The sequence below is a fragment of the Microcella daejeonensis genome, from assembly GCF_026625045.1.
GTDB classification, from domain to species: Bacteria; Actinomycetota; Actinomycetes; order Actinomycetales; family Microbacteriaceae; genus Microcella; species Microcella daejeonensis.
Map to the genome: position 1 here is coordinate 694,098 of NZ_CP113089.1, position 24,967 is coordinate 719,064.

23 protein-coding genes are annotated in these 24,967 nt (G+C 73.3%); 10 read left to right on the forward strand and 13 right to left on the reverse strand.

Annotated elements, in window-relative coordinates; all coding sequences use genetic code 11:
- Window positions 1–13: 13 nt before the first annotated feature.
- Complete coding sequence (locus OVN18_RS03380; RefSeq protein WP_267738164.1) at window positions 14–373, reverse strand: PLD nuclease N-terminal domain-containing protein; 360 nt, start codon at window positions 371–373, stop codon at window positions 14–16.
- A gap of 128 nt (window positions 374–501) precedes the next feature.
- On the opposite strand from OVN18_RS03380, the gene OVN18_RS03385 reads away from it, so the two are divergent.
- Genes OVN18_RS03385 through OVN18_RS03405 form a run of 5 tightly spaced genes read left to right on the forward strand, consistent with a single transcriptional unit; the run spans window position 502 to window position 3,973 of the window.
- Window positions 502–801 (forward strand): DUF4229 domain-containing protein, encoded by a 300-nt coding sequence (locus OVN18_RS03385; protein WP_267781912.1) that lies wholly within the window; start codon window positions 502–504, stop codon window positions 799–801.
- Window positions 802–859: 58 nt separating this feature from the next.
- Window positions 860–1,348, forward strand: a complete 489-nt coding sequence (locus tag OVN18_RS03390) for a thioredoxin family protein (protein WP_267781913.1) — start codon at window positions 860–862, stop codon at window positions 1,346–1,348.
- A gap of 3 nt (window positions 1,349–1,351) precedes the next feature.
- Complete coding sequence (locus OVN18_RS03395; RefSeq protein WP_267781915.1) at window positions 1,352–2,098, forward strand: cytochrome c biogenesis CcdA family protein; 747 nt, start codon at window positions 1,352–1,354, stop codon at window positions 2,096–2,098.
- On the forward strand, window positions 2,088–2,843 hold the full coding sequence (locus OVN18_RS03400) for a response regulator transcription factor (RefSeq protein WP_267738170.1): 756 nt from the start codon (window positions 2,088–2,090) through the stop codon (window positions 2,841–2,843). The genes OVN18_RS03395 and OVN18_RS03400 overlap by 11 nt, the downstream gene beginning before the upstream one ends.
- Window positions 2,840–3,973 carry a sensor histidine kinase gene (locus tag OVN18_RS03405; protein WP_267781916.1) on the forward strand — a complete coding sequence of 378 codons (1,134 nt, stop codon included), beginning with the start codon at window positions 2,840–2,842 and terminating at the stop codon, window positions 3,971–3,973. The genes OVN18_RS03400 and OVN18_RS03405 overlap by 4 nt, the downstream gene beginning before the upstream one ends.
- Window positions 3,974–4,078: 105 nt before the next feature.
- On the opposite strand, the gene OVN18_RS03410 is transcribed toward OVN18_RS03405, so the two are convergent.
- From OVN18_RS03410 to OVN18_RS03420, 3 genes are read right to left on the reverse strand one after another with little or no spacing between them, the layout of a single operon-like run.
- A complete protein-coding gene (locus tag OVN18_RS03410) occupies window positions 4,079–5,065 on the reverse strand; it encodes a 1,4-dihydroxy-2-naphthoate polyprenyltransferase (RefSeq protein WP_267781918.1) in 987 nt (328 codons plus the stop codon).
- Window positions 5,066–5,114: 49 nt separating this feature from the next.
- Entirely contained in the window at window positions 5,115–6,260 is a 1,146-nt protein-coding gene (locus OVN18_RS03415; RefSeq protein WP_267781920.1) for an AMP-binding protein, read from the reverse strand.
- Window positions 6,261–6,319: 59 nt separating this feature from the next.
- Window positions 6,320–6,892, reverse strand: coding sequence for a TetR/AcrR family transcriptional regulator (locus OVN18_RS03420; protein WP_267738175.1), 573 nt, complete (start codon window positions 6,890–6,892; stop codon window positions 6,320–6,322).
- Window positions 6,893–6,966: 74 nt separating this feature from the next.
- On the opposite strand from OVN18_RS03420, the gene OVN18_RS03425 reads away from it, so the two are divergent.
- A complete protein-coding gene (locus OVN18_RS03425) occupies window positions 6,967–7,548 on the forward strand; it encodes a dihydrofolate reductase family protein (RefSeq protein WP_267781921.1) in 582 nt (193 codons plus the stop codon).
- Window positions 7,549–7,557: 9 nt separating this feature from the next.
- Here the strand turns inward: OVN18_RS03425 and OVN18_RS03430 are convergent, their stop codons facing one another.
- On the reverse strand, window positions 7,558–8,472 hold the full coding sequence (locus OVN18_RS03430) for a 1,4-dihydroxy-2-naphthoyl-CoA synthase (protein ID WP_267781923.1): 915 nt from the start codon (window positions 8,470–8,472) through the stop codon (window positions 7,558–7,560).
- Window positions 8,473–8,514: 42 nt separating this feature from the next.
- Between OVN18_RS03430 and OVN18_RS03435 the strand changes: the two genes are divergently transcribed.
- Window positions 8,515–9,525 carry an o-succinylbenzoate synthase gene (locus tag OVN18_RS03435; RefSeq protein ID WP_267781924.1) on the forward strand — a complete coding sequence of 337 codons (1,011 nt, stop codon included), beginning with the start codon at window positions 8,515–8,517 and terminating at the stop codon, window positions 9,523–9,525.
- Between the two features lie 10 nt (window positions 9,526–9,535).
- Here OVN18_RS03435 and pulA read toward each other — a convergent pair whose 3' ends face one another.
- From pulA to ccsB, 3 genes are all read right to left on the reverse strand, one after another.
- Complete coding sequence (gene pulA, locus OVN18_RS03440; protein WP_267781925.1) at window positions 9,536–15,727, reverse strand: pullulanase-type alpha-1,6-glucosidase; 6,192 nt, start codon at window positions 15,725–15,727, stop codon at window positions 9,536–9,538.
- A gap of 423 nt (window positions 15,728–16,150) precedes the next feature.
- Entirely contained in the window at window positions 16,151–16,675 is a 525-nt protein-coding gene (locus OVN18_RS03445; protein WP_267781927.1) for a class I SAM-dependent methyltransferase, read from the reverse strand.
- 16 nt (window positions 16,676–16,691) lie between these two features.
- The gene (gene ccsB, locus OVN18_RS03450) at window positions 16,692–17,708 is read right to left on the reverse strand and encodes a c-type cytochrome biogenesis protein CcsB (protein ID WP_267781931.1); all 1,017 of its coding nucleotides are present in this window, start codon (window positions 17,706–17,708) and stop codon (window positions 16,692–16,694) included.
- A 119-nt stretch (window positions 17,709–17,827) separates the two neighbouring features.
- On the opposite strand from ccsB, the gene OVN18_RS03455 reads away from it, so the two are divergent.
- Together OVN18_RS03455 and OVN18_RS03460 are read left to right on the forward strand one after the other, a co-directional pair.
- On the forward strand, window positions 17,828–18,280 hold the full coding sequence (locus tag OVN18_RS03455) for a hypothetical protein (protein WP_267781932.1): 453 nt from the start codon (window positions 17,828–17,830) through the stop codon (window positions 18,278–18,280).
- Between the two features lie 56 nt (window positions 18,281–18,336).
- Window positions 18,337–19,056, forward strand: coding sequence for a DsbA family protein (locus tag OVN18_RS03460; protein WP_267781933.1), 720 nt, complete (start codon window positions 18,337–18,339; stop codon window positions 19,054–19,056).
- Window positions 19,057–19,167: 111 nt separating this feature from the next.
- Here OVN18_RS03460 and OVN18_RS03465 read toward each other — a convergent pair whose 3' ends face one another.
- The 5 genes from OVN18_RS03465 to OVN18_RS03485 form a co-directional block, all read right to left on the reverse strand.
- Complete coding sequence (locus tag OVN18_RS03465; RefSeq protein ID WP_267781934.1) at window positions 19,168–19,731, reverse strand: hypothetical protein; 564 nt, start codon at window positions 19,729–19,731, stop codon at window positions 19,168–19,170.
- A gap of 169 nt (window positions 19,732–19,900) precedes the next feature.
- Complete coding sequence (resB, locus tag OVN18_RS03470) at window positions 19,901–21,523, reverse strand: cytochrome c biogenesis protein ResB (RefSeq protein ID WP_267781936.1); 1,623 nt, start codon at window positions 21,521–21,523, stop codon at window positions 19,901–19,903.
- Window positions 21,501–22,247 (reverse strand): cytochrome c biogenesis CcdA family protein, encoded by a 747-nt coding sequence (locus OVN18_RS03475; protein ID WP_267781939.1) that lies wholly within the window; start codon window positions 22,245–22,247, stop codon window positions 21,501–21,503. Before OVN18_RS03475 ends, resB begins: the two co-directional genes overlap by 23 nt.
- 5 nt (window positions 22,248–22,252) lie before the next feature.
- On the reverse strand, window positions 22,253–22,858 hold the full coding sequence (locus OVN18_RS03480; RefSeq protein WP_267738188.1) for a TlpA family protein disulfide reductase: 606 nt from the start codon (window positions 22,856–22,858) through the stop codon (window positions 22,253–22,255).
- Complete coding sequence (locus OVN18_RS03485; RefSeq protein ID WP_267781941.1) at window positions 22,855–23,487, reverse strand: histidine phosphatase family protein; 633 nt, start codon at window positions 23,485–23,487, stop codon at window positions 22,855–22,857. The genes OVN18_RS03480 and OVN18_RS03485 overlap by 4 nt, the downstream gene beginning before the upstream one ends.
- 114 nt (window positions 23,488–23,601) lie before the next feature.
- On the opposite strand from OVN18_RS03485, the gene aspS reads away from it, so the two are divergent.
- A complete protein-coding gene (gene aspS / locus OVN18_RS03490; RefSeq protein WP_267781944.1) occupies window positions 23,602–24,942 on the forward strand; it encodes an aspartate--tRNA(Asn) ligase in 1,341 nt (446 codons plus the stop codon).
- Window positions 24,943–24,967 lie beyond the last annotated feature (25 nt).

Here is a 24,967-nt window from a genome sequence, read left to right on the forward strand (position 1 = left end):
CACCGTCGAGCCGCTAGCGCTGGGCGTTGTCGTCGCGGGTGTCATCGTCGAGGTCGCTGAGCTCCTGCTCGAGGCGGCGCAGGCGCTCCTCCTGATCGGCGCGCTGGGCGACGTCCTCCTTGCGCAGGGTGCCGAGGAAGTCAGGGTCGTCGTCGGGCGCGATCACGCGGGAGCGATTGCCCGAGGCGCGCCGGGCCTTGCCGATGACGAGCCAGAGCAGGCCGCCGATGACGGGCAGCAGCAGCACGACGACCGCCCAGAGGGGCTTCTGCAGGCCGCGCACGCGCGAGCGGTCGGTCATGAGCACGTCGACCAGGGTGTAGATGGTGAACGCGACGGCGATCACGATGAGGACGACGATGACTCTGGCCATGCCCTCACTGTACGCCGCCGGTCTGGGCGGGCGCGGGGAGGAGGCCCAGCGCGGGCTCAGCGCAGGCCCAGCGGCTGCGCCCCGCGCACCGAGCGGCCGCCAAGGGCGCCGCTCGTAGACTGGCTCCCGTGAAACCGTGGATCGCCTACAGCCTCGTGCGCCTCGGCCTCTTCGGGGCCGCGCTCGGACTCCTCCTGCTGCTCTCCGTGCAGTGGCTGATCGCGGCGGTCCTCGCGACGGTGATCTCGATGGCCGTGGCCTACATCGGCTTCGCCGGGCTGCGCGACCAGGTGGCGCGCGACCTCGCCGCCCGCCGCGCCCGCGGCTCGGTCGTCCCCGATGCGGGCGATGAGGATGCCGCTGCCGAGGATTCGGCCCTCGACGGGCATCCCGCCCCGCCGCCCGGCGGCACCCCGCGCGAGCCGTAAGCGCTTCGTAAGGGTTCGCCCCTGCCGGCCGCCCCGCCCGCCGCCTAGCGTTCGGAGCATGATCACTCGCGCCGCCCTTCCCGCCCTGCTCGCTGTCGCCGCGCTCGCCCTCGGCGGCTGCGCCGCGACGCCCGCCGACACGATGGCCGCCGACGAGAGCATGACCGACGAGGCCATGGACGAGGAGTCCATGGACGACGAGGCGATGGACGATGGATCGATGGACGACGCGGCGAGCTCGCCCGGCGCCTACGTCGACTACCGCGAGGGCGTCATCGCCGAGACGGCGGGCGACAAGGTGCTGTTCTTCCACGCGCCGTGGTGCACGCAGTGCCGGCAGCTCGAGCAGAGCATCCTGTCGGAGGGGATCCCCGACGGCACCACCATCATCAAGGTCGACTTCGACAGCGAGACCGAGCTGCGCCAGCGGTACGGCGTGACGCTGCAGACCACGGTCGTGCACATCGACGACGAGGGCGAGGCCCTGGGCTCGACCGTGCTCTACGACGAGCCGACCATCGACGCGCTGCTCGCCTCGGCGCCGTAGCCCGTGCTCGACGGACTGCTGCTCGTCAGCCTGCTGGCCGGCGTGCTCACGGTGGCCGCGCCGTGCGTGCTGCCGCTGCTGCCCATCATCGTCGGCGGCTCCATCGTCTCCGGCGGGGCGGATGCGCGCCGCGCCCGCTGGCGGCCGGTGATCATCGCGGCCTCCCTCGCCGTGAGCGTGGTGGTCTTCACCCTGCTGCTCAAGGCGACGACGGCGCTGCTCGGCATTCCGACGACGGTGCGGCAGGTCATCTCGGGCGTCATCGTCATCCTGCTCGGCATCAACCTGCTCGTGCCCGCGCTCTGGGAGCGTCTGTCGACCCGCCTGGGGCTCGGCGACCGCAGCAACCGCGCGCTCGACGCATCGGTGCAGCGGCAGTCGATCGGCGGCGACATCCTCACGGGCGCCGCGCTCGGCCCGGTGTTCACGAGCTGCAGCCCCACCTACGCGCTCATCGTGGCGACCGTGCTGCCGGTCTCCTTCGCCGAGGGCGTGCTCTACATCGTGCTCTACGCCGTCGGCCTCGCCGTGCCGCTGCTGCTCATCGGGCTCGCGGGCCGCTCGGCCGCCCGCCGGCTCGGCTGGCTCGCCGACCCGCGCGGCTGGTTCCGCCGGGTCATGGGCGTACTGTTCGTGATCATCGGCATCGTCGTGATCGTCGGCGCCGATAAGGCCCTGCAGGCCTTCGTTCTAGAGCAGGGCTGGTACGACCCGATCGCGCAGCTGGAAGGGGTGCTCCGTGGCCGTTGACGCCGGCGCCTCCCGCGGCGCGACCGGCACCGGGATGGAGCCGAGCGCGCTCGACGGCCGCCGCGTGCTCGTCGTCGACGACGACGCCGAGCTGCGCGAGGTCGTCGGCGCCTACCTCGCCGCCGCGGGCGCCGCGGTCGATCACGCGGAGGACTCGGTGGCCGCGCTCGCCGCGGCCGCCGCGCGCCCGCCCGACCTCGTGGTGCTCGACCGCATGATCCCGGGGGTCGACGGGCTCGAGGTGGCGCGGCGGCTGCGCCGGGCATCCGACGTGCCCATCATCATGCTCACCGCGCTCGGCGAGGCGGAGCAGCGCATCGAGGGGCTGGAGGTCGGCGTCGACGACTACCTCGCCAAGCCCTTCTCGCCGCGCGAGCTCGTGCTGCGCGCGGCGGGGCTGCTGCGGCGGGCGCGCGCGGCCGCGATCGACGAGGGGGATGCCGCGCTCGGGCGCCTGCGCGTCGACGCCGCCCGGCGCACCATCGCCCTCGACGGCGTCGAGCTGCCGCTGACCGGGCGCGAGTACGACCTGCTCGCGTACCTGGTGCGCCGGCCGGGCCGCGTCATCAGCCGCGAGACCCTCCTGCAGGAGGTCTGGGGCTGGACGGTGGGCGACGTGTCGACCATCACCGTGCACGTGCGCCGACTGCGCGAGAAGATCGAGGCCGACCCGGCCTCCCCCGCGATCATCGCCACGGTGTGGGGGGTCGGCTACCGCCTCGAGCCCGCGGCGGTCGGCGCGTGACGCTCGACCCGGCCCTGCAGGTCGTCGGCTCGGCGGCGCTCGCCGCCCTCATCGCCGGCGGCATCGCGGCGGTGCTGCTGCGGCTGCTGCGCCGCGCGCCGGTGCTCGTGCACATCGTCATCATCGTGCTCGCGGCGGTCGGCGCCGTCGCCGGCGGCATCGCCATCGCCGCCGTGGGCATGTTCATCACCCGCGCCGACACGATCGTGGCGCTGTCGGTGACGGCGACGAGCGGCGTGATCTCGGTGCTCGTCGCCGTGCTGCTCGGCCTGCGGCTGTCGGCGGATGCCCGTGCCCTCGGTCGCGACGCCCGCCGACTCGGGGCGGGCGAGACCGTCGAGCCCGCCCGCCGGGCCACGACCGAGCTCGACGCCGTGCAGGCCGAGCTCGTCGACTCGGGAGCCCGCCTGCGCGCCGCCCGCGACGACTCCGAGCGGGCCGAGGCCGCCCGCCGCGAGCTCGTCTCGCGCATCGCGCACGACCTGCTCGCCCCGCTCGCGAGCATGCGGGCGATCGCCGAGTCGCTCGAGGACGGGCTCGCGCCCGAGCCGGAGGAGGCCGCCCGGCGCATCGGCGCGCAGACGGTGCGCCTGCAGTCCCTCGTCGGCGACCTGTTCGAGCTCTCGCGCATCGACGCCGGCACCATGACGATCGCGGCCGAGCCGGTCTCGCTCTCCGACCTCGCGAGCGACGTCGTCGCCCAGTTCGGCGAGCTGGCCCGCCGGCACGGCCGCGAGCTGCGGGTCGCGGTGAGCGACGAGGTGCTCGTGCTCGCCGATCCGCGCGCTCTGAGCCGCGCCCTGGTCAACGTCATCATCAACGCGCTCGAGCACAGCCCCGACGGCGGGGTCGTGGTCGTGGCGGTGGCGCGGGACGCTCGGGAGGGCATCCTGTCGATCGCGGACGAGGGGCCCGGAGTGCCCGAGGAGGATCGCGAGCGCGTGTTCGACGCGGGCTGGCGCGCCTCGCTCTCGCGGCCGCGGCCGACGATCGAGCTCGCGGGCGGGGCGGGCCTCGGGCTCGCCATCACCCGGGCGATCGCCGAGGCCCACGGCGGGTCGGCGCGCCTCGGGGCGGCACCCGCGGGGGGCGCCGTGGTCGAGCTGCGGGTTCCGCGCGCCGCGGGCTGAGCGCGCGCCCGGCGGGGCGAGCGGCGTCGGGCGGGCTCGGACCGCCGACCGTGCCAGCGGGCTCAGACCGCGCCAGGCGGGCTGGGGCTCGGACTCTGGCTCGAACTAGAAGGCGATCGCCGCCGCGAGCGAGACGCCGGTGACGAGCGCCGCCGCCGAGGTCATCTTGAGCGCGAGCACGAGCTCGCCGGCCGTGCGCGCGGTGAGCACGATGAGCACGACGGGCGCAGCGAGCAGCAGGGCGAAGTACACGAACGGCGCGAAGACGTAGAAGACGCAGAAGTAGCCGACGAGGCCGAAGGCGACCAGCAGCAGCACCCCGAACAGGATGCGCGCGGCCCGGTCGCCGAGGCGCACGGCGAGGGTGCGCTTGGCGGCGACGCCGTCCTGCTCGATGTCGCGGATGTTGTTGACGAGCATGACGGCCGCGGCGAAGAGCCCCGCGATGACGCCCGCGACGATCGCGTCGAGCGGCACCTCGCCGATCTGCACGTACGTGGTGCCGATGACGGCGACCGGCCCGAAGAAGAGGAAGGCGACGAGCTCGCCGAAGCCGGAGTAGCCGTAGGGCTTCTTGCCGCCCGTGTAGAACCAGGCCGCGGCGAGCGCGATGGCGCCCACGATGAGCAGCCAGTACTGCCCGCTGAGCACGACCACGGCGAGCCCCGCGGCGGCGCCGAGGCCGAAGAAGACGAGCGCCACGGTGAGCACCGTGCGCGCGGGGGCGAGGCCGCCGCCCGTGAGCCGCCGCGGGCCGACGCGCACGGCGTCGGTGCCGCGCACGCCGTCGGAGTAGTCGTTGGCGTAGTTGACGCCGATCTGCAGGAGGACCGCGACGGCGAGGCTCAGCAGCGCGATGGGCAGGTCGTACCCCTCGGTGACGAACGCGATCGCCGTGCCGAGCGCGACGGGCGCGATCGCGAGGGTGAGCGTGCGCAGCCGGGCGCCGGCGATCCAGTCGCGGGCGGTGGCGCGGGATGCCGCTGCCGGGTTGCCCGATCGCGCGGCCGTGCCGCTGCGGGCGGCGGGGTTGCCGCTGCGAGCGGGGTTGCCGGGGCGGGAGCGGGGCTTCTTCTTCGACGTCGTGGCCACAGCAGGATCCTACTGAGCGGCGGGGGCGCGCTCCGCCCGGCGCCGCGCGCTACCCGGCGGCGCGGCGGCCGAGGGCGAGCCGGTCGGGCTTGCCGGAGGGGAGCAGGGGCAGGGCATCCACCGTGATGATGCGATCGGGCCGCGCCTCGGGCGGCAGCACGGCCCCCACGGCGCGGCGCAGGGCGGCGAGCTCGGGCCGGGCGGTCGTGACGACCACCGGCACCTCGCCCCACTCGGGGTGGTGGCCGGCGACGACGACCGCGTCGGTGAGCCCGGGCTGCTCGCGCACGATGCGCTCGACGTCGCCGAGCCGCACCTTGAGTCCGCCGGTGACGATCGTGTCGTCGATGCGCCCGGTGACGCGCAGCACCCCGTCGACGAGCTCGCCGGCGTCGTCGGTGCGGTACCAGCGCTGGTCGTCGGCCTCGACGAAGGCGCGCTCGGTGCGGGCCGGGTCGCCCAGGTAGTACTCGGCGAGCGTCGGCCCGCCGAGCTCGATGCGGCCCTCGGCCGAGAGACGGATCTGGGTCTGCCCGATCGGCCGGCCGTCGTAGACGACTCCGCCGCAGGTCTCGCTCGAGCCGTAGGTGCGGGTCAGGCGCCAGCCGAGCGCGAGCGCCCGGGCGATGAGGGGGGCGGGGGTCGACTGGCCGCCGACGAGGATGCGCGCGAAGCCGCCGATCGCCGTCTGCAGCGCGTGATCGCCCTGGGCGGATGCCCGCTCGGCCTCATCGACGAGGCGCAGCAGCTGCGCGGGCACGAGCGCGGTGTACCGCGTGCGCTCGGTCATGCGGTCGATGGCGGCGAGCACGGTCGCCGCGTCCATGCGGCCCGGCGGCACGACGACCGGGGTGGTGCCGCTCGCGATGGAGCGGGCGAGCACGTTGATGCCGGCGATGTAGTGCACGGGCAGGGCGAGCAGCCACTGACCGGGCTCGCCGAGTGCGCCGTCGGCGGCGGCCGCGCTCGCCAGCACGGCGTCGGCACTGAGGGCGACGCGCTTCGGCGCCCCCGTCGAGCCGCTGGTCTCGACGACGAGCGCGATGCGCTTCTCGACCTCGAGCGGGGCGGTCGACACGGGGTTCGCTCCCCCGCCGCGGAACAGCACGGCCGGTCCGCCGCCCAGCGCCTCGCGCAGCGCGAGCAGGCACGCCAGCGGATCGCTCGAATCGATGACGGAGAGGGGGCGGCTCATGGTGCCGACGCTAGCGCGGGCGGGTGGGCGCCCGCTCGGGGTGCGGCACGCGGCGCGGCTCAGCGCTCGGGGACGAGGCGCTCGACGAGAAGGGCGACGGCGGCATCGGCATCCAGTCGGGCGCCCATCGACGGGCCGAGCTCGTCGAGCAGCAGCCCCTCGATCGCCCAGTGCAGCAGCGCGACCTCGTCCTCGCCGCCGGGCAGGCCGCCCGCCGCGTGGTACTCGACGTCGAAGCGGTACGCCCGGGCGAGGGTGGGCTGCAGCAGGGCCGCGAGCTCGGCCGAGCGGGTCGCCTCGAGCCGCAGCTCCATGAGGGCGATGAGCATGGCCGGCTCGGCGCGCACCCGCCGCACGATGTCGCGCATGTACTCGGTGAAGAGCGCCCGGGTGGGCGGCTGCGCCTCGAGCGCGCGCAGCACCGCCGGGTCGGGCTGCAGGCGCACGTAGACGCGCTCGGCGATCGCCGCGAGCAGGGCGGCGCGGCTAGGGAAGTAGTTCGACGTGGTGCCGCCCGGCACCGCGGCCCGCGCATCGACCGCGCGGTGGGTGAGGCCGCGCAGGCCGCTGTCGGCGAGCACGGCGAGCGCCGCATCGCTGAGCTCATCGCGTCGAGCGGGGTTCTTCGCCACGGGACCACGGTAGAGCATCCACCACAGATGTTGTAGTTTGGCAGACCACAACAGCCGTAGTGAAAGGGGCGCGGATGCGCGAGCTCATCTACTTCATCGCCACGAGCATCGACGGGCGGATCGCCGACGGCGACGGCGCCACCGACGGCTTCTCGGCCGACCCGGAGCTCTACGCGGCCCTCGCGCGCGAGGTGCCCGAATCCATCCCGGCGCACCTGCGCGAAGCGCTCGGGGCACGACTCGACCCGGCCCGCGCGCGCTGGACGACCGTGATCATGGGGCGGCGCACCTACCAGCCGGCCCTCGACGCGGGCATCGCGAGCCCCTATGCCCCGCTCGAGCAGATCGTCGTCTCGCGCACCCTGCGGCCGAGCGGCGCGGAGGGCGAGCCCCGGTTCGCGAGCGACCCCGTGGCCGTGGTGCGGGAGCTGCGCGAGCGCGAGGGCGGCGGCATCTGGCTGTGCGGCGGCGGCGAGCTCGCCGGCGCGCTCGCCGATGAGATCGATCGACTCATCGTGAAGGTCAACCCCGTGCTGCTCGGCGACGGCGTGCCGCTCGTCGGCGGGCCGGCGATGCCCGGGCCGTGGCGGCTCGAGAGCACGCGCACCCTGCCGGGCGGCGTCGTGATGACCGAGTACGTGCGGGCGCGCGGCTGACCGCACGGCTCAGTACTGCCAGGGGTACGGCGACCAGTCCGGTGCGCGCTTCTGCAGGAACGAGTCGCGGCCCTCGACGGCCTCGTCGGTGCCGTAGGCGAGCCGGGTGGCCTCGCCGGCGAAGAGCTGCTGGCCGACCATCCCGTCGTCGGGAAGGTTCATCGCGTACTTGAGCATGCGGATGGCCGTCGGGCTCTTCGTCAGCACCGTCTCGGCCCAGTCGAGCGCCGTGGCCTCGAGCTCGGCGTGCGGCACGACGGCGTTGACGGTGCCCATGTCGTAGGCGCGCTGCGCGTCGTACTCGCGGGCGAGGAAGAAGATCTCGCGCGCGACCTTCTGGCCGACCTGCTTGGCCAGGTAGGCGCTGCCGTAGCCGGCGTCGAAGGATCCGACGTCGGCGTCGGTCTGCTTGAAGCGGGCGTGCTCGCGGCTCGCGATCGTGAGGTCGCAGACGACGTGCAGCGAGTGGCCGCCGCCGGCGGCCCAGCCGGGCACGACCGCGATGACGACCTTCGGCATGAAGCGGATGAGGCGCTGCACCTCGAGGATGTGCAGGCGGCTCGCGCGGGCCGGGTCGACCGTCTCGGCCGTCTCGCCCTCGGCGTACTGGTAGCCGCTGCGCCCGCGGATGCGCTGGTCGCCGCCCGAGCAGAAGGCCCAGCCGCCGTCCTTGCCGCTCGGCCCGTTGCCGGTGAGCAGCACGGCCCCGATGCGCGGATCCTGCCGCGCGTCGTCGAGCGCGCGGTACAGCTCGTCGACCGTGTGCGGGCGGAACGCGTTGCGCACCTCGGGCCGGTCGAACGCGATGCGCGCGATGCGGCCCGTCGTGTCGAGGTGGTAGGTGATGTCGGTGAGCTCGCCGATGCGCTCGGCCGGGCGCCAGCGCTCCGGGTCGAACAGCTCGGAGACGGGGGACTCTGCCATGCCGCCAGCCTAGGCCGCGCGGCGGGGGTGCAGACTGGGCGCATGCGCCCGACGATGGATGCCCCGCCCCCGCTCGAGACGGTGCTCGCCGTGGCGCACGTCGTCTCCATCCCGCTCGTCACGCGGTTCCGCGGGGTGACGCACCGCGAGGCGGTGCTGCTGCGCGGCCCCGCCGGGTGGAGCGAGTTCAGCCCCTTCCTCGAGTACGACGACGCCGAGGCGGCGACGTGGCTGGCCGCGGCCCTCGACGACGGCTGGCACGACTCGGAGGCGCCGGTGCTGCGGGAGAGCATCCCGGTGAATGCGACGCTGCCCGCCGTCGCGCCCGACGCGATCGCCGGGATCCTCGCCCGCTACGGCGCCTGCCGCACCGTCAAGATCAAGGTCGCCGAGGCCGGGCAGACCCTCGCCGACGACGTCGAGCGCGTGCGGGAGACGCGCATCATGCTCGGCGCCGCCGGGCGGATCCGGCTCGATGCGAACGGCGGCTGGAACCTCGACGAGGCCGAGCACGCCCTGCGCGCGCTCGAGCAGTTCGATCTCGAGTACGTCGAGCAGCCCTGCGCGAGCGTCGAGGAGCTCGCCGAGCTGCGGCGCCGCGTGCATCGGCTCGGCATCCCGATCGCCGCCGATGAGAGCGTGCGCAAGGCCGAGGACCCGCTCGCGGTCGCCCGCGCCGGCGCCGCCGATCTGCTCGTCATCAAGGCCGCGCCGCTCGGCGGCATCGACCGCGCGCTCGCCATCGTCGCCGAGGCCGGGCTGCCGGCCGTCGTCTCGAGCGCTCTCGACACGAGCGTCGGCCTCTCGATGGGCGCGCGCCTCGCCGCCCGCCTGCCCGCGCTCGAGTACGACTGCGGGCTCGGCACCGGGGCGCTGCTCGCCGACGACGTCGCCGTCGAGCGCGTGGCCCCCGTCGACGGCGCGATCGACATCGGCCGCGTCGACATCGATGAGGATGCCCTGCGCCGGCTCGCCGCCCCCGGCCCGCGCGCCGCCTGGTGGCGCGCCCGCCTCGAGCGCTGCCACGCGCTGCTCGGCACCGACCCGGTCTAGCCGGAGCGGCTCACGCCGCGCCGCGTCGCAGCCGCGGCCCCACGAGCAGCCCGCCGGCGGCGAGCAGGGAGAGGGCGAGAGCCCCCGCCAGCCAGGGCTCGACGCCGGTGAGCGCGAGCGCCCCGACGCGCAGTGCCGCGGTCGCCTCCGCTCCCGAGTCGAGCGCCCGCAACCGGATGGTGTGGTCGCCGAGCTCGGCGTCGGCGGGGATGACCACCGAGGTGCTGAGCTCCCCGCTGCCGCTCGCCTCCACGGCCACGAGCAGCCGGGGCGTGGACTCCAGCCAGATCTGCACCCGCTCGCCCGCGGCGAACCCGGCTCCGCTGATGCGCAGCGACTGACCGGGCTCGACCACGGAGGCGCCGAGCACGACCGAGGGCCGGCCCTCGCCCGCGGACTGCGGGCCGCCGCCCTTGCCGGGGCCGTCGCCCGGACCGTTCCCGTTCCCCGGGTTGCCGCCGCCGTTGCCGGGCGCGCCGCCCCCGGGCCCGCCCGGCTGGCCCGAGCCGGGCTGGTCGTCGACGAGCACCGCGACCGTGCGGCCGGGGATGCTCAGGGTGCCGCTGGAGCGCTGCCACGCGGTCTCGCGCACCACCGGGTCGGAGCCGCGGGCCTGCGCGCCGGCGAGGGCGAACGCCCGCCCGGCGAGACCGTCGATCGGCTCGGTGATCGCGTCGGGCGAGGCGTTGAACGCCACGAGGGCGCCCTCCAGCTCGGGGTCGACGTCCTCGCCGAGCAGATCGTCGATGAGCATGACGACGAGCCCGGGCGTCGCGCCCGGTCCGCTGTTGGGGAACGAGACCTTCTGCTCGATGAGCTCGGCCGAGCCGAGCTGCAGCAGGTCGACGCTCTGGCGCACCCGCAGCAGGTCGAGGGCCTGGGCCTCCGCCGCCGCCATGTCGGCCGCGGCCGGCTTGAGCGCGGGGTCGGCGAGCAGCGGCGCCATGATCGGCCACTTCTCGCCGTTGTCCTCCTCGCTCGGCAGCCCCGAGCCGAAGGTCGACTCCTGCCCGGTCCAGTCGATGCGGTTGAACCAGTCGCCCGCGTTGTAGCTGTTGCGGTCGAGCGACTTCGAGCGCAGCAGCTCGGTTCCGGCGTGCCAGAACGACGGCGCCTGCGAGAGCGTCACCGTGGCGAGCGAGAGCGTGTTCATGCGCACCCGCTCGGCCATCGTCGTCTCGCGCGGCAGCTTGAGCACCGAGAGGTCGTAGAGCGTCTCGTTGTCGTGCGCGTCGACGTAGTTGATGACCTCGTCGGGCTGATCGGCGTACCCCGCGGGCGAGCCGCGGTAGTCGAGCTCGTCGCCGGGCGTGAGCGCCCCGTCGGCGGCGGGCACCTCGTAGTCGCGCAGGTTGCCCACGAGCCCGAGGCGCACGAGGTCGCTCTGGTTCGCGAGGTCGGCGACCGCCGCCTCGGTCGAGCCGTTCACGGGGTCGCCGTTCGGGTCGGTGCCGAGCCCGGTGCCGAAGCCCTGCACGAAGGTCGACGAGCCGTCGACCGGGCTGCCGCCGTGCACGGCGTCGCGCAGCCGGTCGTTGAACGTCGCGATGCCCGTGCCGCCGAGCTGCCCCTGGGTGGCCTGCTCGAAGCGCGCATTGTTCGCGACCTCGCCGAAGTTCCAGCCCTCCCCGTAGAGGAACACGCTCTCGCCGTCGACGCCGTCGCGCTCGAGGGTGAGCGCGTCGAGCGCGTCGCGCACGGCCTGCATGTTCTCGGTCGAGTGGTGCCCCATGAGGTCGAAGCGGAACCCGTCGACGCGGTAGTCCCGCGCCCAGACGACGACCGAGTCGACCATGAGCTTCTGCGCGAGCGCGTGCTCGGTGGCCACGTTCTGGCAGCAGGTCGAGGTCTCGACCGCGCCGACCGCGTTGAGGCGGTGGTAGTAGCCGGGCACGATGCGGTCGAGCACCGACTTCTGCCCCTGGCCCGCCTCGGCGGTGTGGTTGAACACCTTGTCGAGCACGACCTCGAGACCGGTCGCGTGCAGCGCGCCGACCATCTCGCGGAACTCGCCGACGCGCGCGGCGCCGTCGGCGTCGACCGCGTACGAGCCCTCGGGCGTCTGGAAGTGGTACGGGTCGTACCCCCAGTTGAAGCCGTCGAGATCGCGGATGCTCGCGATGCACGCCTGCTGCTCCTCCGAGGCCGGCCCGAACGAGGCCAGATCGCAGGCGGGCTCGGCCTGCTCCGCGCGGGACTCCTCGATCGTCGCGATGTCGAAGGTGGGCAGCAGGTGCACCGTCGTGATGCCCGCCTCGGCGAGCTCGCGCAGCTGCGCGGTGCCGCTCGAGTCGCGCGTGAAGGCGCGGTACGTGCCCCGCTCCTCCTCCGGCACCGAGGGGTCGCCGATGGAGAAGTCGCGCACGTGCAGCTCGTAGATGGCCCGGTCGACGCTGCGCTCGACCTCGGGGGCCGGGGTGTCGCGCCAGAGCGCGGGCTGGGTGGCGGGGTCGTCGAGGTCGACGACGACGGTGCGCGCCGAGTTCGGGGTGAGCGCCGTCGAGTAGGGGTCGGTCACCGAGTTCGTCTCGACCTGCCCCGTGCTCGGGGCGAGCACCTCGATGCTCCAGCGGTACTCGTCGCCGGGCTCGAGTCCGGAGGCCGTCCACACGCCGCTGCGATCGTCGCGCACGGCGTCGAGCAGCTCGGGCTCCCCGGTCGTGCCGGCGCTCCAGCGCTCGAGCGCGACGGCGCGCGCCGTCGGGGCCCACAGCGCGGCCGATGCCTCATCGCCGTCGACGACCGCTCCGAGTCGCGCCTCGGCCGCGGCCTCCGCGTAGAGGTCGTCGAGAACACCCGGTACCTGGATGCCCGTCGCCGCGGTGATGCTGCCCTCGACCCGCTGCACGAGCATCAGCTCGCCCTGCAGCAGCGCGGCGACGCCGGCGCGGTCGAGGCCGACCGGCGCGAGCGCGAGGCTCCCGGCGAGGTGCGGGAACGACTGACGCAGCTCCTCGGGCAGCCCGCCCTCGACGAGCTCGACGGCGATCGGTTCGCCGTCACCGCCCGTGACGGCGCCGTCGGCGATGGCGAGGCCGCCGGCGGCGGCGTGCTCGAGCGTCCACTCCGCCTCACCGGCGTCGGCGCCGTCGAGGAGGGCGACGGGCCACGCGAGCACGTCGGCGGCGAGCCAGTGCGCCTGCTGCGTTCCGGTGCCGGCGAGCGGAGCATCCGCCGAGACGATCTCGAGCACGTGCGTCTCGAGGGTGTAGCGGAACTCGACGGCGCTGCCCTCGCTCACCGTGAAGGAGTAGTTGCCGCCGTCGCGGGCGCCGCCGAGGCCGTAGTTCTCGGCCCAGGAGAGCCCGTGGGCGACCTTGCCCTCGTAGGCGCCGGCCGGCAGACGGTCGGTGCGGAAGACGTAGACGCCGTCGCGGTCGCCGTCCTGCGCGAAGGAGGCCATGCACTCGGGCTGCCAGTCGGCGGCGCAGCCGAGCTCCGACTGGAAGCTGCCGGCGATCGTCACGACCGGCCCGTCGACGGAGCTCGAGACGACCTTCGATCGCGGGTCCCAGTAGAAGGTCACCGCGGTCGGGGCGTCGAGCTCGAGGGCCGCGTTCGGGCCGTCCTGCACGCCGTTCGCGCCGTAGTTGAGCGCCCAGCTGCCGTCGATCGCGACCTTGTACTCGAACGAGCCGGCCGGGATCTCGAGCGTGGTCGACCAGATGCCGTCGGCGCGCTTCGTCAGCGCGGCCGCCTCGCAGTCGGGGGCCCAGTCGCCCGCGCAGCCGATCTCGGAGTTGAAGCTGCCCGGGACGGTGACCATGGTCGGGTCGACCTCGGTCTCGCCGCCGTCGTCGACGGCGAGATCGATCGCGTTGCCGACCGAGGCGTACGTCGAGGCGGCGGAACGGTTGCCGGCGGCGTCGATGGACACCGCGCGGTACTCCACGAGCGTGCCGGCGTCGAGCCCGCGCACGTCGTGGAAGACGCGGGGCGAGGAGTTCTCGGCCGTGCCGAGCGGCGTCCACTCCTCCGCTCCCGCGACGCGCCAGGCGAAGCTCGTCTCGCGCCAGGTGGCGTCGTCGACGTCGGCGGCGACGGGGGCGAGGTCGGTCAGGGCCGCTCCGGCCGCGGGGACGGCGACCGTGTGGGCGAGGGCGGCCTCGGGCGCCGTGACCGTGCGGTCGGCTCGCCAGACGACGGCCGACAGCGCCGGCACCGTGACCGTCACCGAGCCGTCCGCCGCGCTCGCGGCGGCCGCGGCGTCGCCGTGCAGCACGGCGAAGGCGGCGTCGGCCGTCAGCGTCGGGATGACGACCTCGCGGGGCGTCGCGGCGTTGTTGACGGCGACGAGGTGCTCGACCTTCTCCGCCCGGTCGACGCGGCTGAAGGCATAGACGCCGCCGTCGGCGAGGCGCTCGATCTGCGCGCCCGTCTGCAGCGCGGGCGTCGACGAGCGCAGCGCGGCGAGGTCGGCGATCGCGTCGTAGAGCGGAGCATCCGTGTCGTAGCGGTCGACGGTGCCGGCCTGCTCGCCGGTGATCAGGGGCTGGTTCGCGTACTCCGCCGTCTGCGTCGCGAAGAGGGTCTGGCGCGCGTCCTTGTCGCCGCCGGTGCCCGCGAAGCCCTGCTCGTCGCCGTAGTAGACGACCGGCTGACCGCGCGTGAGGTACATCAGCTCGTGCGCGAGCACGGTGCGCTCGAGCGGAGCGCCCGAGTTGGCGAGGAAGAAGCCGACCCGGCCCATGTCGTGGTTGCCGAGGAAGGTGGGCAGCGCGGTCGCCGAGGAGTCGGGCGTCGTGTATCGGTCGTCGCCCGCGAAGAGATCCTGCAGGCCCTTCGCCGAGTTGCCGGCCGCGAAGGAGACGGCCTTCTGCTGGAAGGTGAAGTCGAGCACCGAGTTCATGTCGGTGTCGCGGATGTACGGCGCGAGCTTCACCGGATCGGCGTCGTAGACCTCGCCGAACATGAAGAAGTCGGGCTTGCCGGCGACCTCGCGGGCGTAGTCGAGCACCTCGCTGCTCCACTGCTCCCAGAACTCGAAGTTCACGTGCTTCGCGGTGTCGATGCGGAACCCGTCGATGCCGAGGTCGATCCACTGCTGGTAGACGTCGACGAAGCCGTCGACGACGCGGGGATGCTCGGTCATGAGGTCGTCGAGACCGACGAAGTCGCCGAAGGTCGTCGACTCGCCCGAGAAGGTCGAGTCGCCGCGGTTGTGGTAGAGCGCGGGGTCGTTCAGCCAGGCCGGCACCTTGACGTCCTCATCGCCGGGAGCGATGACGGGCGTGTACGGGAAGCTCGTCGCGGCGTCCAGCTGCGGGAAGTCGCCGGTGCCGGCGAAGTCGCCGGGCTCGAACGCCGCGCCCGCCGCGTCGAGGTAGGGGCTCGTGGCCTTGTCGATGTACGAGTACTGCCCCTCCGCGTAGTCGATGACGTCGGCCGTGTGGTTGGTGATGATGTCGAAGTAGATCTTGATGCCGCGCGCGTGCGCCTCGTCGATGAGGGCGGCGAGCTCCTCGTTCGTGCCGAGGTGCGGGTCGAGCTGGGTGAAGTCGGTGATCCAGTACCCGTGGTACCCGGCCGAGGCGTTCGCGCCCTCGCCCTGCACCGGGCGGTTCTTGAAGCTCGGCGTGAACCAGATGGCGCTCGTGCCGAGACCCTCGATGTAGTCGAGGTTCTGCCGGATGCCCGCGATGTCGCCTCCGTGGAAGAAGCCCTTGTCGGTCGGATCGAAGCCGGTCGCCATGCGATCGCCCTCGAGCCCGCCGAGGTCGTTCGCCGGGTCACCGTTCGCGAATCGGTCGGTCATGACGAAGTAGAAGCTCTCGTCGCTGCCCGGCTGGCGCACCGGCGGCGCGACGATCGACTCGTCGGCGGGGTCGGACGCACCGGCGAGGCTCAGCAGCTCGAGGCCGACGCGCTCGATCTCGGCGTCGAAGGTGATGCGCACGGTCGAGTCGCCCGCGATCGACAGCGGGATGTTCGCGTCGCCGCCGTCGAGGCCCCAGGCGCGCTCCCACGCGTCATCGGCGGCCACCTTGTAGAGGTAGTCGCCGGCGGGCAGGGTGAACTCGGCCGAGTACGTGCCGGGCTCGCCCGTGGGCAGCAGCTCGGTCTCGACGCAGTCGGGCGCCCAGTCGGCGGCGCAGCCGAGCTCGGACTGCAGATCGCCCACGAGGGCGTACGTGCTGTCGGCGGCGACGGCGGGCGGAACCGCCCCGGCCCCCAGCGCGGAGACGGCCAGCGCTCCGATCATCAATCCGGCGAACCCGGTGCGAGCGTGTACTCGGTGCGTCATCGTCGACTCCGTCTTCCGGGCACTGCAGCGTGCCGCTGACCAACGAGAGCCGACGCTATCGGCCGGGAACGGCGTGTGCAACCGTTTGCAGGCACATCCCTCCCGCGGGGGTCGAATTCCTGTGGAACGGGGACCGACCGTTCCACCTCGCGATCCACACGATCGCCGGAATTCCGGGGATGTCGGTTCCACACGTCGTGCGGAACCGGTTCCAGAAACGGGGGTGGGCGCGGCGAGAGCAGGCGGTTCGGCGCCGGCGAGGGCGCACGGCCGGCCGGGGCTCAGCGACGACGTGCGAACCCCCGCAGCTCGGGCTCAGGGGCGACGAGCGACCCCAGCAGCGCGGGGTCAGGGGCGACGTGCGACCCCAGCAGCGCGGGCTCAGGGGCGACGTGCGACCACGGCCGAGCCCTCGGCCGCGACGACCTCGCGCTCGACGAGGAACCCGCCCGAGGCGAGGTTCGCCGCGACGCTCGCGAGGGTCGCCCGGGCGCGGGTGGGCGAGCCCGTCGGGTCGGCGCCGTAGGCCACGACGAGCGGCGCGCCCGGAGCGAGGGCGCGCATGAGCGCCGCCGACTCGCGCAGGGCCATCGTCATCCAGAAGGCGTTGACGTTGACGCCGAACGCCGCATCGACCGAGGCCTCGGGCAGCTCGAGCGCCGCGAGCTCGACGTCGAGCAGGGTGACCCGGCCCTCGGCGAGCTCGTCGGCCAGCCGCAGGCCGATGCGGGCGACCGCGGTGGCGCTGCGGTCGACGACGACGACCCGGGCGGCGGGGTCGTTCGCGAGAACCTGGGCTGATCCGGCACCCGTGCCCGCGCCGAACTCGAGGACGGTCGCGCCGGCGGGAGCCGCCAGCAGGTCGACCGCGAAACGGTGGCGGTTCTCGCTCGGCTCGCCGGGCATCCCCTCGCCCTCGCCCCTACTCGGTGAGGCCGCTGTAGGCGTGCAGACCCTTGAAGAAGATGTTGACGACGCCGTAGTTGAACAGCACCGCGCTGAAGCCGATGATCGCGAGCCAGGCCGAGCGGGTGCCGCGCCAGCCGCGCGTCGCGCGGGCGTGGATGTAGCCGGCGAAGAGCACCCAGATGATGAAGGTCCAGACCTCCTTGGTGTCCCAGCCCCAGTAGCGGCCCCAGGCGCGCTCGGCCCAGATGGCGCCGGCGATGAGGGTGAAGGTCCAGAACACGAAGCCGACGACGTTGACCCGGTAGGCGAGCGATTCGAGCGTGGATGCCCCGGGCAGGGTGCGCACGAAGCTCAGGCCCTCGGCCTTCGACGCGGCGGCGCGCGAGCGCAGCAGCTGCATGATCGAGAGCCCCGCGCCGATGGCGAAGAAGCCGGTGGCGAGGCTCGCGACGAGCACGTGGATCACGAGCCAGGCCGACTGCAGGGCCGGCGGCGTCGGCACCACGTCGACGTAGAAGTTGACGGTCACGACGCCGAGCGCGAGCAGCGCGAACCCGGTGATGTAGGCGCCGAGGAACCGCACGTCGCGCCAGATCTGCACGAGCAGGAACGTCATGACGGCCATGGCGGTCGCGGTGAGACCGAACTCGAACATGTTCGACCACGGCACCCGCTCGGCGGCGAGGCCGCGGGTGACGACGGCGCCCATGTGCAGCACGAAGGCCAGCAGCGTCAGGGCGAAGGCGGCCTTCTGGTAGCGCGTGCCGCCGGTACCGGCGTCCTTCTCGCGGGCGGAGACGACCGGGCGGTCGAGCACCGCGGTGCCGCGCGACCCGATGGATGCTGCGCTCCCGCCCTGCGCGGCGCTCGCGGTCGTCGAGGCGGCGGCCGGCGCGGCGGCCTGCCCGCTCGTGCGCCCCGTCGCGGCGGAGCGCTTCGCGAGGTCGAGCGTGAAGAGGATGAACGCGATGGTGTAGACGCCCATGGCCGAGTAGACGGCGACGAGCGAGTAGGCGACGAGGTTCTCCATGAGGTCTTCATGGTACGTCGTCGACGCTGAGAGGGCGCGGGGGTCGAGCGGGGGATGCGCCGACGGGATCGGGACGTTCTTCCCTGGTGCCGCCGAGGTTGCGCGGGCACGCTGATCGGGTGACCGCCCTGCTGCTGCGCCTGACGACTCTCGTCGCCGGGCTCGTGCTGCTCGGAGCGGCCCTCGTCGGAGCGGGCTCGACGGCGACGGCCGCGGCCGCGGCACCCGCGGTGCTGGCCTCGGCGAGCGCGGCGGACTCGCCTTCTGCCGCTGGGTCGTCGACCGAGCCCGCGGCGGTGTCGGCGGCGGCCGCGGCGGCCGACGCTCCGGCTGCGCTCGCGCTCGATGCCTCGTGCGCCACCTGCGAGGTGCCCGCGCCGGTGCTGCTGCTCGTGCTGCTCGCGGTCGTCGCGGTGCTCGCGGTGGGCATCCACCGTCTGGTGCTGCGGGCGATGGGCCCGCGCGCACCGGCCGCCGCGCCCCGCGACCTCCCCCTCGACCGCCGCGCCCTCGCCGCGCGCCGTCGCCCCGCGGCCCCCTCGCTCTCCTCCCTGTCGGTACTGCGCGTCTGATCGTCGGGTTCCACCCCGACCTCTCGACCACGCACGACCATTCACAGGAGACAGCCATGCCCCGTACGCCCCGCCCGATGACGCCCGCGCAGAAGCGCGCGACGACGGCCCCCGCATCCCCCCGACGAGCGGCGATCATCGCGATCGCGATCACCGTCGCCCTCGTGACGGCCCTCGCCGCCATCATCGTCACCACGCTGAACCGCCCCGCCCCGCTCGCGCTCAGGGCGCAGGCCCCGACGGGCGAGCTCGTGACCGCCGAGACGAACCGGCTCAGCGACCCAGCCGAGCCGGCGGTGACGGTCGTCGAGTTCGTCGACTTCGAGTGCCCCGCCTGCGGCGACTGGCACCCCGTCGTGAGCGACCTCGTCGCGCGCTACGGGGATCGGGTCGAGTTCGCCTACCGGCACCTGCCGCTGCCGGTGCACGGCAACGCGATCGCGGCGGCGCTCGCCCTCGAGGGAGCGGCGGCGCAGGACGAGGCGACGGCCATGTACGACCTGCTCTACGACACCCAGGCCGAGTGGGGCGGGCAGGCGGCCGATTCGCAGGCCGGCACGTTCCGCGGGTACGCCGAACAGCTGGGTCTCGACATCGACGCCTACGACGCGGTGGTCGCCGACCCGGCGACGCTCGATCGCGTCAGCACCGACGCGGCCGACGCCGGGGCGCTCGGCATCCGCTCGACGCCGACGTTCGTGATCGACGGGGAGGTCGTGACGCTGAGCTCCTACGACGAGCTCGAGAGCCGCATCGCCGCGGCGCTGGGCGAGTGAGCGGATGCGCGAGGGGCTCGCTGCGGGGTTGAGCCGGTGAGCGGGTGAGCGGATGCGCGGCCGGAGGACAGGCCGGCCGCGCATCCCCCTCGACGGGGCTCGGAGAGCGGCCTAGTGGTCGGTGTGGCCGGGGAAGAAGTCGGGAGCCTCCGTCGGCTCCTCGGGCGCATCCAGCTCGGGCTGCGGCGCCTGCTCGGGCTGCTCGTCGACGACCTCCGTCGTCGCGCCGCCGATCTTGGAGGCAGCGATGGCGGGCGTCGCGATGCCCGCGATGACGGCGACCCCGAGCGCGAGGGCGGGCAGCACGAGGGCTGGGCGCGCGCGCCGCGGTTCGGCCTGTCGACGCTCGGCGCGCTGGTGCAGGGCCACGAGGAACGCTCCTCCGAGGGACAGCACGGTCGCGCCGAGGAGGGCCGCGGTGGGGAGGGCGGAGAGCAGGGCATCCCCGCCGACGGCGGCGAGCGGGAACAGGAAGGCCGGAGCGATGCCGCCGAGGAGCGCGAGCGAGGGAACGGGCATCGAGCGGCGCACGAGGGCGATGACGCCCCAGGCGACCTGCGCGGCACCGATGACAGCGAGCACGAGGAGGAGCGGGAGCACCGTGCCGGGGACCAGGGCGAGGTGCACGACGCCGGCGCCGATCGCGGTGATGCCCGCGAGTGTGCGGATGACCATGCTCGACCCCTTCGCTCCTGCCCCGTGAGCCGCGTGATCGTCGGCTGGGTGCATGCTGTGTCCGGAGCCGAGGGGTGCACGGATGGGTGCGGAGCGCCGCTGTCGGCGTTCTCGGAGCTTCGCGCCGTCGCCGCACGGGCGTGGGGATCGACGGAGAGCGGCCCGAGCCTCAGCGGGTGGCGACGGCCTCGTCGGCCACGGGCTCGGTCTGCGCGTCGCCGCGGTGCGCGCGCACGAGGTCGTCGACGGCCCGCTCGATGTTGGGGTCGTCACCGCGGGCCAGGCCCGCGTACTGCAGGCGCACGGCGTCGCCGCGCTGCTCGGCGACCACCCAGAGCCGGCGCCGCGGCACCCAGAGGCTGACCACGAGCCCGCCGAGGATGAGGATCGACGAGACGAGCACACCGGCCTGCGTGGGGTCGTGATGGATGTCGACGCTGATGAAGCGGGGGAGCGCCGTGAACTCGACCGAGCCGAGACCGTTCGGCAGGTCGAGGCTCTCGCCGAGGGAGAGGACGAGCGAATCGACGCCGGTGTCGCCCCCGGAGATCTGCTCCATGTCGTCGGTCGCCAGGGCATAGGCGTTGCGCGGCACCCCGTCGTCGAGGCCGAGGTCGCCGACGAAGGCGTTGAGGGTGAGCACGGGCTGGTCGGGCTCGGGGTAGACGCTCGTGAGCGCTCCCGACTCGAGGGTGAGAGCCGAGGGGTAGAAGAATCCGACCATGCCGAGCTGCTCGTCGAGCCCCGTCGGCACCTTGACGACGCCGATGCTCGTCAGGTTGGCATCCTGCGGGAGGAACGGGATCGGCTCGCTGAACACCTCGACCCCCTCGGCGTCGCGCACCGTCACCACGGGGGCGAAGCCGTTGCCGAGCAGGTAGGCGTTGGTGCCGCCCAGCGCGAGCGGCTCGTTGACCTTGATCTGGCGCTCGCGCTGCTCGCCGCCCTCGCTCGTCGTCACCGAGGCGGTGAAGTCGAGCGGCTGCACCTGCCCCGTGGTCTGGTCGAGGGCGTACTCGGCCTCGAACTCGTCGAGCCGCAGCGAGTAGGGGTCGAGCTGGGTCTCGTCGAAGAAGCGCCCGGGGTTGAGCGAGTCGTAGTCGCCGCGCACGTTGACGAAGGTCTGACCCTCGATGAGGATCTTCTGGCCGTTGTAGCCGAAGCCGCCGGCGAAGCCGATCGTGGCGAGCACGCCGACGAGCGCCATGTGGAAGACGAGGTTGCCCGTCTCGCGCAGGTAGCCGCGCTCGGCCGAGAGCGAGTCGCCGTAGCGCTCGACCCGGTACCGGCTCTTCTTGAGCAGCGCCTCGGCCGTGGCGAGCTCGGCCTCGACGGTCGAGCCCTCGGCCGCGCGCTCGGTGTAGCCGACGAGCCGGTTGAGGCGCGCGGGCGTCTTCGGCGGGCGCGAGCGCAGGGCGCGGGCGTGGTGCAGCGTGCGGGGGATGATGCAGCCGATGAGCGAGACGAACAGCAGCAGATAGATCGAGGAGAACCACGCCGAGGTGTACGTGTCGAAGACCTGCAGCGCGTCGAGCACGGGGAATAGGTCGGGGTTGTCGCGCTCGAACTGCACGACGCCGTTGGGGTCCGCCGAGCGCTGCGGCACGAGAGAGCCGGGGATGGCGGCGACAGCGAGCAGCAGCAGCAGCACGAGCGCCGTGCGCATGCTCGTCAGCTGACGCCAGGCGAAGCGGATCCAGCCGACGACCCCGAGCTTCGGCTGCGCGATGCCCGCGGGCGCGGCCGGCTCGACGACCGAGTCGTGGTGGTCAGAGGGGCGTAACGGTTCCACCGATCACCGCCCCGAGGCTCGACACGAACAGCTGCCAGAAACCGGTGACCATGGCGAGACCGATGACGATGAGCAGGATGCCCCCCACGATGTTGATCGCGCGGATGTGCTCCTTCAGCCACGCGTTCGCCCGCGTGACCCAGCGGAACCCGAGCGCGACGAGCAGGAACGGGATTCCGAGACCGAGGCAGTAGACGAGCCCGATGAGCGCCGCCCGCCCCACCCCGCCCTCGGTGAGCGAGAGCGTGTTGACGGCGATGAGCGTCGGGCCGATGCAGGGCGCCCAGCCGAGCCCGAAGACGATGCCGAGCAGCGGAGCCCCTCCGAGCCCGGTCGCGACGCGGAAACGCGGCTTGAGACTGCGCTGCAGGAACGACACCTGCCCGATGAAGACGAGCCCCATGAGGATGACGATGACGCCCGCGACCCGCGTGATGACGTCGAGGTACTGCTGCAGCAGCAGCCCCGCCGTCGCGAAGACGACCGAGAAGGCGACGAAGACCAGCGAGAAGCCGAGCACGAAGAGCAGTACGCCGAGCAGCAGGCGGCTGCGCTCGCGACCGCCGGCGACCGGGCGGGTGATGCCGCTGACGTAGGCGAGGTAGCCCGGCACGAGCGGCAGCACGCAGGGCGAGGCGAAGGCGAGGAACCCCGCGGCGAGCGCGATCGGGAGGGCGAGGAGCAGCGAACCGCTGAAGACGATCTCGCCGATCGGGTTGACCACGCCCGTCAGCTCGACTCAGCGAGCGTGTCGGTGATCATCGCGCGCAGGGTCGAGGGCTCCGTGAGCAGGCCGGAGATGCGGGCGGCGACCCGGCCCTGGGCATCCACCACCAGGGTCGTCGGCACCGCGTTCGGCGCGACCTGACCCGCGAAGGCGAGGCGCGCGGCCCCCGAGTCGATGTCGATGACCGAGGGGTACGTGACGCCGTACTGCTCGGCGAAGGCGAGCGACTGCGCCGCCTGATCGCGGATGTTGATGCCGATGAAGGGCACGCCCTGGTCGGCGAACTCCTCGTTGAGCTCTTGCAGATCGGGCGCCTCGAGCCGGCAGGGCGGGCAGCTGGCGTACCAGAAGTTGACGACGTAGGGCTGCCCGGCGAGGTCGTCGGTGTCGAAGCTCTCGCCCGTGTCGAGCACGCCCTCGAACGAGACCGGCTCCTGGCGATCCTCGGGAGCGACGACCGTGTACGCGCCGTCGCCCGAGATGTAGCCCTGGCCGGAGCCCGAGCGGTAGTCCTCGGCGAGGCGGTCGCCCTCCGTCGGCGCGCATCCGGAGACGGCGAGCGCGAGAGCCGCGAGGGCGGCGAGGGCGGGGGCGAGGCGGGTCTTCACACTGCTCCGAGGTCGGTTGATTGCTCGAGCAAGTCTGCCGCGGGATCCTGATAGCCGATCTCAGTGAACGCCCCGTCGCGCCAGGCGAAGCTCGTGATACTCGACAGCGAGCAGCGCCGCTTGCGCGGGTCGTGCGCGAGGCGCTCGCCGGCGACCGCCCGGTGCGCCATCCAGATCGGCAGCTGGTGGCTGACCATGACGATCTCACCGCCGTCGATCGAGCGGTGCGCGTCCTCCATGGCGGCGAGCACGCGGGCGGCGATCTGCGCGAAGGGCTCGCCCCACGTCGGCACCGAGGGGTCGCGCATGAGGTGCCAGTGCTTGGGGTGCATGACCGTGCGCTTGTTCATGCGCTTGCCCTCGAAGCGGTTCGTCGGCTCGATGATGCGCTCGTCGATGTGCGGCTCGAGCCCGAAGGCCTCCGCCCACGGCGCCGCCGATTCGCGGGCCCGCTGCAGGGGCGAGCTGTAGAGGGCGGTGACGGGATGCCCGGCGAGCGCCGCGACCGCCGAGGAGGCCATCCGGTGCCCGAGCTCGCTCAAGCCGAACCCCTCGAGCCGCCCGTAGAGCACGCGCTTCGGGTTGTGCACCTCGCCGTGGCGAACGAGGTGGACGATGTCGGCGGGCATGGCCCCAGTCTACGAGCGGGGGCTTGGCGGCGGCCCCGCGGGCGGACGGGGTGCGGGCCGGGGCGACGAGCGGCCCGCGGAGGGGCATCCACCCCGCCGGTAGACTGCCCTCTCGTGACCCGCACCCTCATCAAGAACCTCGCCCCCCTGCCCGCTGGAACCGTGACCGTTGCCGGATGGGTCGAGACGGTGCGCGATCAGAAGAAGGTGCAGTTCGTCGTGCTGCGCGACGAGTCGGGCGCCCTGCAGCTGGTGAACCCCGCGACGCGCGAGCTCGGCGAGGACGCCGACGACGCCCAGCGCGCGGCCCTCGCCATCACCGAGGCCATCTCGGGCCTCGCCCACGGCACGATGGTGCGCGTCACCGGCGAGCTCAAGCACGACGAGCGCGTCAAGCTCGGCGGGCTCGAGGTCAAGATCGCCGAGCTCGAGGTCGTCAGCGAGGCCCTGCCCGAGACCCCGATCGCCGACGACTCGAGCCTCGACAAGCGTCTCGACTGGCGGTTCCTCGACCTGCGCCGCCCCGAGGCCGCACTGATCTTCCGCATTCAGACGACGTTCGAGCACGCGCTGCGCACCTACTGGGTCGACCGCGACTTCATCGAGATCCACACCCCGAAGCTCATGGCGAGCGCCTCGGAGTCGCGCGCCGAGCTGTTCGAGCTCGAGTACTTCGAGGGCAAGGCGTACCTCTCGCAGAGCCCTCAGTTCTTCAAGCAGATGGCCCAGCCCGCCGGCTTCGGCCGCGTCTTCGAGATCGCGCCGGCGTTCCGCGCCGACCCCTCCTTCACCTCCCGCCACGCGACCGAGTTCACCTCGATCGACGCCGAGTTCAGCTGGATCGACTCGCACGAGGACGTCATGGCCATGCACGAGGAGCTGCTCGCGGCCGCGTTCACCGCCGTCGTCGAGAAGCACGGTGCCGAGATCGAGGCGCTGTTCGGGGTCGAGCTGAGCGTTCCGACGCTGCCGTTCCCGCGCATCCCGCTCGCCGAGGCGCACGAGATCGTGAAGGCCGGCGGCTACGAGGTGCCCCGCACCGACGGCGACCTCGACCCGGAGGGCGAGCGCCGCCTGTCGGCCCACGTGAAGGAGACGTACGGCCACGACTTCGTGTTCGTGACCGACTACGCCAGCGGGATCCGGCCGTTCTACCACATGCGCCACGAGGGGGATGCCGGTCTCACGAACAGCTACGACCTGCTGTACAACGGCACCGAGATCTCCACCGGGGCCCAGCGCGAGCACCGGGTCGAGGTGCTCATCGAGCAGGCTCGGGAGAAGGGCCTCGAGCCCGAGGAGCTCGAGTTCTACCTCGACTTCTTCCGCTACGGCGTGCCCCCGCACGGCGGCTTCGGCATGGGCCTCGCGCGCGTGCTCATGCTCATGCTCGGGCTCGGCTCGATCCGCGAGACCACGTACCTCTTCCGCGGTCCGACGCGCCTGCTGCCCTAGGTCGCACGCGGCGGATCGGCATGGG

What these genes read in the sequence shown, in the direction of transcription:
- OVN18_RS03390 (WP_267781913.1), top strand. Translation starts at nt 860, where the DNA reads ATGATCACTCGCGCCGCCCTTCCCGCCCTGCTCGCTGTCGCCGCGCTC.
- OVN18_RS03380 (WP_267738164.1), bottom strand. Translation starts at nt 373, where the DNA reads ATGGCCAGAGTCATCGTCGTCCTCATCGTGATCGCCGTCGCGTTCACC.
- OVN18_RS03460 (WP_267781933.1), top strand. Translation starts at nt 18,337, where the DNA reads ATGCCCCGTACGCCCCGCCCGATGACGCCCGCGCAGAAGCGCGCGACG.
- pulA (WP_267781925.1), bottom strand. Translation starts at nt 15,727, where the DNA reads ATGATCGGAGCGCTGGCCGTCTCCGCGCTGGGGGCCGGGGCGGTTCCG.
- OVN18_RS03445 (WP_267781927.1), bottom strand. Translation starts at nt 16,675, where the DNA reads ATGCCCGGCGAGCCGAGCGAGAACCGCCACCGTTTCGCGGTCGACCTG.
- OVN18_RS03425 (WP_267781921.1), top strand. Translation starts at nt 6,967, where the DNA reads ATGCGCGAGCTCATCTACTTCATCGCCACGAGCATCGACGGGCGGATC.
- OVN18_RS03465 (WP_267781934.1), bottom strand. Translation starts at nt 19,731, where the DNA reads ATGGTCATCCGCACACTCGCGGGCATCACCGCGATCGGCGCCGGCGTC.
- OVN18_RS03435 (WP_267781924.1), top strand. Translation starts at nt 8,515, where the DNA reads ATGCGCCCGACGATGGATGCCCCGCCCCCGCTCGAGACGGTGCTCGCC.
- OVN18_RS03430 (WP_267781923.1), bottom strand. Translation starts at nt 8,472, where the DNA reads ATGGCAGAGTCCCCCGTCTCCGAGCTGTTCGACCCGGAGCGCTGGCGC.
- OVN18_RS03485 (WP_267781941.1), bottom strand. Translation starts at nt 23,487, where the DNA reads ATGCCCGCCGACATCGTCCACCTCGTTCGCCACGGCGAGGTGCACAAC.
- ccsB (WP_267781931.1), bottom strand. Translation starts at nt 17,708, where the DNA reads ATGGAGAACCTCGTCGCCTACTCGCTCGTCGCCGTCTACTCGGCCATG.
- OVN18_RS03415 (WP_267781920.1), bottom strand. Translation starts at nt 6,260, where the DNA reads ATGAGCCGCCCCCTCTCCGTCATCGATTCGAGCGATCCGCTGGCGTGC.